This window comes from Sphingomonas sp. (assembly GCF_036387535.1).
In the GTDB taxonomy this organism is placed as follows: domain Bacteria; phylum Pseudomonadota; class Alphaproteobacteria; order Sphingomonadales; family Sphingomonadaceae; genus Sphingomonas_R.
Window position 1 is genome coordinate 1 of record NZ_DASVTO010000054.1, and the last position, 6,489, is coordinate 6,489.

General features: G+C 67.9%; 4 protein-coding genes and 1 pseudogene. 2 read left to right on the forward strand and 3 right to left on the reverse strand.

From position 1 onward, the window contains the following. Positions 1 to 1,832: EAL domain-containing protein (locus VF649_RS04445; protein WP_331010751.1), on the forward strand; the 1,832-nt coding region annotated here is incomplete at its 5' end. A 340-nt stretch (positions 1,833 to 2,172) separates the two neighbouring features. Further along, a complete protein-coding gene (locus VF649_RS04450) occupies positions 2,173 to 4,857 on the forward strand; it encodes an ATP-binding protein (protein WP_331010752.1) in 2,685 nt (894 codons plus the stop codon). A 6-nt stretch (positions 4,858 to 4,863) separates the two neighbouring features. Here VF649_RS04450 and VF649_RS04455 read toward each other — a convergent pair whose 3' ends face one another. From VF649_RS04455 to VF649_RS04465, 3 genes and pseudogenes are all read right to left on the reverse strand, one after another. Continuing rightward, complete coding sequence (locus VF649_RS04455; protein ID WP_331010753.1) at positions 4,864 to 5,385, reverse strand: NUDIX hydrolase; 522 nt, start codon at positions 5,383 to 5,385, stop codon at positions 4,864 to 4,866. Beyond that, positions 5,382 to 6,053 (reverse strand): TPM domain-containing protein, encoded by a 672-nt coding sequence (locus tag VF649_RS04460; RefSeq protein ID WP_331010754.1) that lies wholly within the window; start codon positions 6,051 to 6,053, stop codon positions 5,382 to 5,384. The genes VF649_RS04455 and VF649_RS04460 overlap by 4 nt, the downstream gene beginning before the upstream one ends. Next, positions 6,053 to 6,489, reverse strand: a pseudogene (locus VF649_RS04465) (methanol dehydrogenase); the annotation flags it as partial. The gene VF649_RS04460 and the pseudogene VF649_RS04465, both read right to left, overlap by 1 nt.

The window sequence follows — 6,489 nt, forward strand, 5'->3', positions numbered from 1 at the left end:
TCGATCATGACAGCGTCGTCCGGCGGTTGCCCTATGCGATGCAGATCGCAGGGGCGACCTATCCCTCCTTCGCCGCCAAGATCGCGGGGCGGGCGGGCGGGACGGGCGAGACGTTCCCGCTGGATTATGCAATCCGGATCGGATCGATGCCGGTGGTGAGCGCCATCGACATCCTGGAAGACAAGGACGCGCCCGGGCGGCTGGCGGGGCGCGACGTCGTGATCGGGGCGACATCCGCACAGCTGGACAATGTGTATTTCGCGCCGACGGTGGGCCTGATTTCCGGCGTGTTCCTGCATGCGCTGGGTGCCGAGACGCTGTTGACCGGCAAGCCGCACACCCTGTCGTGGATCGTGCCGTTCCTGGCCGTGTGGCTGTCGATCGTGGCATTGATGGTGCCGCGTTCGCGCGTGATGGCGATCACGGGCTATGCGCTGATGAGCGTCGCGGTGCTGCTGGTGCCCCTGATGCTGGATGCGCACCAGATCCTGGTCGATATCGTGCCGACGATGCTGCTGCTGATCCTGATCGGGGGTTGGACATCATGGTCCGGCCTGCGCCTGGCTTATCGCCAGCGTGCGATCGTCAACGTCGTGTCGGGGCTGCCGAACCTGAACGCCCTGCGCGCGGTGGCGCATGTCGCCGACGTCGTTCTGATCGCCGCGCGGGTCCGCAACTTTCCCGAAATCACGGCATCGTTGCCGGCCGATCATGAGCGCGCGCTGGTGGAGCAGATCGCCCGCCGGCTGGCGCTCGGCAGTGGCGGTGCGACGATCTATCAGGGCGACGAGGGGATTTTCGCTTGGCTGGCGCCGACGCAATCGGTCGCGCAGACCGCCGACTATTTCGACGCGATGCAGGCGCTGTTCCGCAACGCACTGACGGTGGGCGAGCGGCGGGTCGATGTCGCGATCACCTTCGGGCTTGCCGCCGATGTCGGACAGTCTCCCTTCAACCGCCTGGGAGGCGCGCTGATGGCGGCGGATGCAGCGGCCGAGGCCGGGCTCCACTGGACGCTGCACGAGCCGGTGGAGGCGAGCGATTCGTCGTGGAAGCTGGGGTTGCTGACGCATCTGGACGCGGCGATCGACGGTGGCGAGATCTGGGTCGCGTATCAGCCCAAGATCGACCTGCGATCCGACCGGATCGTCGGGTGCGAGGCGCTGGTGCGGTGGACGCATCCGGAAAAGGGACCGATCAGCCCGGCCGATTTCATCCCGGTGGCGGAGCAGCAGAACCGGATCGACAAGCTGACCTATCACGTCCTGGACACCGCGATCCACACGGCGGCGACGATCAACGGCCATGGCATGCCGTTCAGCGTCGCCGTCAACCTGTCGGTTCGCGTGCTGGAGGATCCGGAACTGCTCGATCGCATCGCGGGATTACTGGCACGTTACGCGCTGGCGCCCAACCTGCTGACGCTGGAGATCACCGAGACGGCGGCCCTGTCCGGCAGCAGGCGATCGATCGAGGTGCTGGAAGCGTTGCGCGCCACGGGTGTCGGGCTGTCGATCGACGATTATGGCACCGGCTTTTCCAACCTGGAAAACCTGCGCACGATTCCAGCCAGCGAGATCAAGATCGACCGGAGCTTCGTGGATGCGATCGAACATAGCCGCGCCGACGCGGTGATGGTGCGATCCACGATCCACATGGCGCATTCGCTGGGCCAGGCGGTGGTGGCGGAGGGTGTGGAGCGCGCCGAGACGCTGGCGATGCTGCGCCAGATGGGATGCGACCAGGTGCAGGGATATCTGACCGGCCGCCCGATGAAGTTTGCCGCGCTTAGCCGATGTCTCATATTGGACCGTAGAAAGGCGGCGGCCTGATCTGGTTAACGTCTTGCTAACTTTGATGGAAACCCCGTAACTTTGCCTTGTCACGGCGAGTCGGTCGCTGTGGCGGTTCAGGGGAAGCAGCATGAGCAAGGCAAACGCACCGGTCCGTGGTATCTGGAGCTGGTATTATTCGGGTACGTGGGGCGCCGCCGGTGGTGCGCATCAGTAAGTGATAGGGGGGAGCCCCGGTCATGCCGGGGCTTCCCGTTCTTGAGATTTCCGCGCGGCGCCGGTAACGGGAAGCGCCGCGATCGTTGTTATTGTTCAATAGCCATGGAACGCGTCGATATCGCGGAGTCTCCGCCAGTGGAGCATGGCTTTGTCGACTGAGATGAGAACCGTTCCTGCCGCCGCGGACGATGTCTTCATCGGTAATGGCGAGATGGCGCGGCTGATGCGCGCGACCGACTGGTCGGCCACGCCGCTGGGCCCGGTATCGGGATGGCCCGAAGCCCTGAAGGTCGCGCTGCGCCTGCTGCTGACATCGCGGTTCGAGATGTGGCTGGGCTGGGGCCCGGACGTCGCCTTTTTCTACAACGATGCGTATCGGCCGACGCTGGGCCAGAAACATCCGCAGTCGTTGGCGATGCCGGCGCGGCAGTTGTGGCCCGAAATCTGGGAGGACATCAAGGACCGGATCGAGTCCGTCTATCTGCGCGGCGAGGCGACCTGGGACCGCGCGCTGTTGCTGCTGATGGAGCGCAACGGCTATCCCGAGGAAACCTATCATACCTTCTCCTACAGCCCGCTGATCGGCGCCGGCGGTGCCGTCGAAGGCCTGTTCTGCGCGGTGTCGGAGGAAACCGAGCGCGTCGTTGCCGAGCGCCGGTTCGATTCGCTGCGGCGGCTGGCATTGGATCTGGCGCAGGCCGATCGCCGCGACGCCGTGTTGCGGGCGGCGGAGCGGGCGCTGGCGGCCAATGACCGGGATTGCCCGTTCGGGCTGATCTATCTTCACGAGGGGACCGGCGCGCGGCTGGTGGCGCGGGCCGGGATCCCCGCGGGGCATACGGCGGCACCGGCATGGTTGGCGCCGGACGTGGTGTCACGGTGGCCGCTGTCGGGCCGCGACGCGCTGATCAGCCTGCATGATGTGGCGGACCTGCCAACGGGTGCGTGGACCATGCCGCCACGGCAGGCGGCGGTGATCCCGCTGATGGGGCAGGGCAGCGATGCCGCGGCGGGGATGCTGGTGGTCGGGCTGAACCCGCACCGGCCGCATGACACGGATTATGCGGCGTATCTGGCGTTGTTCGCCGGCCAGATTTCGGCGCAGCTGGCCAGTGCGGATGCGCATGAGTCCGAACGCCAGCGGGCGGCGGCACTGGCGGAAGCGGTGCGACTGCGCGAGGCGGCCGCGGATGCGCTGCGTCAGGCGAATGCAGGGCTGTTGTCCGTCGTGGAGCAGCGGACGGCGGAGCGCGACCGGTTGCGGATCCTGTTCGAGCGTGCGCCGGGGTTCATGTGCGTGCTGAGCGGGCCGGACCATGTGTTCGAGTTCATGAACGAGGCCTATCAGCAGCTGGTCGGCCACCGCAGTCTGGTCGGACTGTCCCTGCGCGAGGCGATGCCGGAACTGGCGGGACAGGGCTTCGTCGAGATCCTGGACGAGGTGATGCGGACCGGGCGGCCGTTCGTCGGACGCGACCTGACCGTCGATCTGCAGCGGGTTCCGAACGGGCCGCTGGAGGAGCGGTTCGTCAACCTGGTCTATCAGCCGATTATCGGCGCGGATGGTAGCGTGACCGGGATCTTTGCCGAGGGGCAGGATGTGACCGAGCAGAAGCATACCGAACTGGCGCTGCGTGAATTGAACGCGACGCTGGAAACCCGGATCGAGACGGCGGTGCGCGAGCGACAGGAGGTCGAGGAAGCGCTGCGCCAGAGCCAGAAGATGGAAGCCGTCGGACAGCTGACCGGTGGAATCGCGCATGACTTCAACAACCTGCTGACCGGCATCATCGGATCGCTGGACCTGATGCAGCGGCGGATGGCCAGCGGGCGGATGGAGGGGGTCGAACGGTACATCACCACCGCGACGATGTCGGCCAACCGCGCCGCCGCGCTGACCCACCGGCTGCTCGCCTTTTCACGGCGACAACCGATCGATCCGCGGGCGGTGGATGCCAACCGGCTGATGACGACGATGGAGGACCTGCTGCGCCGCACGATCGGCGAGACTGTCGCGCTGGTGCTGGAACTGGAGGAGGACCTCTGGAAGGCGCTGTGCGATCCGCATCAGCTGGAAAGCGCGGTGCTGAACCTGGCGATCAATGCCCGTGACGCGATGCCGGACGGCGGGCGGCTGACGATCGCAACATGTAACGTGACGGTTGATCCGGATGGCGAACTGCGCGCTCATGATGCGGTTCCCGGCGACTATATCTGCGTGGCGGTGAGCGATACGGGGACCGGCATGACGCCCGATGTCATCGCCCGCGCGTTCGAGCCGTTCTTCACGACCAAGCCGATCGGGCAGGGAACGGGCCTGGGCCTGTCGATGGTCTATGGCTTTGCGCGGCAGTCGGAGGGGTTCACCCGGATCCTGTCGACCCCGGGCGAGGGCACGTCAATCCGGATCTACATTCCCCGACATGCGGGCGGCGAGCCGGAGGTGGTGCGCGACGGCGCCGTGCCCGCGAATCGGCAGGCGCGGGGGGGTGAAGTGGTGCTGGTGGTGGAGGACGAGCCGGCGGTGCGGGCGCTGGTGATCGAGGTGCTGGCCGATCTGGGATATCACATGATCGCCGCCCATGACGGTCCGGCGGGGCTGGCGGTGCTGGAAAGCGACCGCCGGATCGACCTGCTGGTGACCGATGTCGGGTTGCCCGGCATGAACGGCCGGCAGCTGGCGGATGCGGCGCGCGCGGTGCGGCCGGACCTGAAGATCCTGTTCATGACCGGCTATGCGGAGAAGGCGGCGGCGAGCGGCGGGTTCCTGGAGCCGGGCATGGAGATGGTGATCAAGCCGTTCACCGTCGAGACGTTGCAGGCGCGGATCGCCGAGATCCTGTAGCGGCGATCAGCCGGCCAGCATGCCGGCGCCGAGCAGCAGCAGCAATTTGACATCTATCACCATGCCGGCGGCGCGGGCACCGGCGACGAAGGCGGTGATGTCCGCCAGCGGCACGCGGTGGACGGTGATATCCTCCCCTTCCACCCCGCCGCCGGCCGAGACGCGGGTGAGGCCGGTGGCGCGCACCAGCGTGAAGGTTTCGGAAACCATGCCCGGCGAGGAGGCGAAGCGGCCCAGCAATTCGACCCGATCCGCGCGGTAGCCGGTTTCCTCCTCCAGTTCGCGCGCGGCGGCGGTTTCGATCGGTTCGCCGGCGGTTTCATCACCGACCAGACCGGCCGGCAGTTCCAGGCAGCGCGCCTTCAGCGGCACGCGATATTGATCGACCAGCAGGACATGCCCGTCATCGATGGCGAGCAGCACCGCCGCGCCGATATCGCGCGCGCGCCCGACATATTCCCACTGCCCTTCCCGCCGCGCGGTGATGAAGCGGCCCTGCCACATGATGTCGCCTGCGGGGTCGGTCATATCTGGATCAGCCTGTCGGGGAGTTCGGGGGCGTCGCCGCCGCTGTGGGGGAAATGATGCGCGAGCGTTTCGCCGATCGCGCCGATCGCCGCGACCATGCCGTCCGCCGTGTGGCCGGCGCGGACCGCAACCAGCAGGGCGCCCAGGATATCGCCCCAGGCCTCCGGCGGGACGGCCGCGTGGACGGCGCGATCCGCGACGATTTCCGCACGGCGTTCGGCCAGCGAGAGATACAGCAGCACGCCGGTGCGGGTGCCGGTATGCGCCTGTACCCCGACATGGAACAGATCGACCGCGCGGTGGCGGACGCGGCGGGCCTTGGTCGCGCCGGGCGTCAGCCGGTAGCGCAGCGCGGGCAGGCCGACCAGCAGGCGTATGATCAGGACGATCGCGGCGACGCCGAAGAGCAGCAAGGTGATCAGATCGCCCGGCGGGGGGGGCGTGGCCCAGCCGCCGTCCAGCGCGGTCCGCAGCGCGATCAGGCCGTCCGGGTGGATAGCGGCAGCCGCCATGACGACCAGCATCGCGAGGATCGCCCAGTGCAGCACGACGTCATGATAGGCGTCGGAGTGCGCAGCGACGATCGGCACGATTTCCGCATCGGTGGTGGCCTCCGCCGCGGTGACGGCGGCGGTGATCCGGGACTGGTCCGCGTCGGAGAGTTGCATCACCAGCCGCCCGACGCGCCGCCGCCGCCGAACGAGCCGCCGCCACCGCCCGAAAAGCCGCCGCCCGACCCGCTGCCGCCGCCCCAGCCGCCGAAACCACCGCCGCCGAAACCACCGCCACCGCCCCAGCCGCCGCCAAGCGACGGGCCCCACAGGATCACCGGGGCGGGACCGCGGCGGTAGCGGCGGCCGACACCCGCCCGCCGGCGGAGCATGGCGAGGATCATGATCGCGACGAGGATCAGCACGAAGATGCCGGCGACGGGGAAGTCGGTACCCTGCCGCGCGGGCGTGGCCGCCCGCGTCGCGCGGTCATGCGCCTGCGCCTCCGGCAGACGAAGCTGTTCGACCAGCGCGTCCGTTCCGGCGACAATGCCGGCGGGCAGATCCCCCGCCTTGAACGGCGGCAGGATCCGCGTGCTGATGATGACGCTGG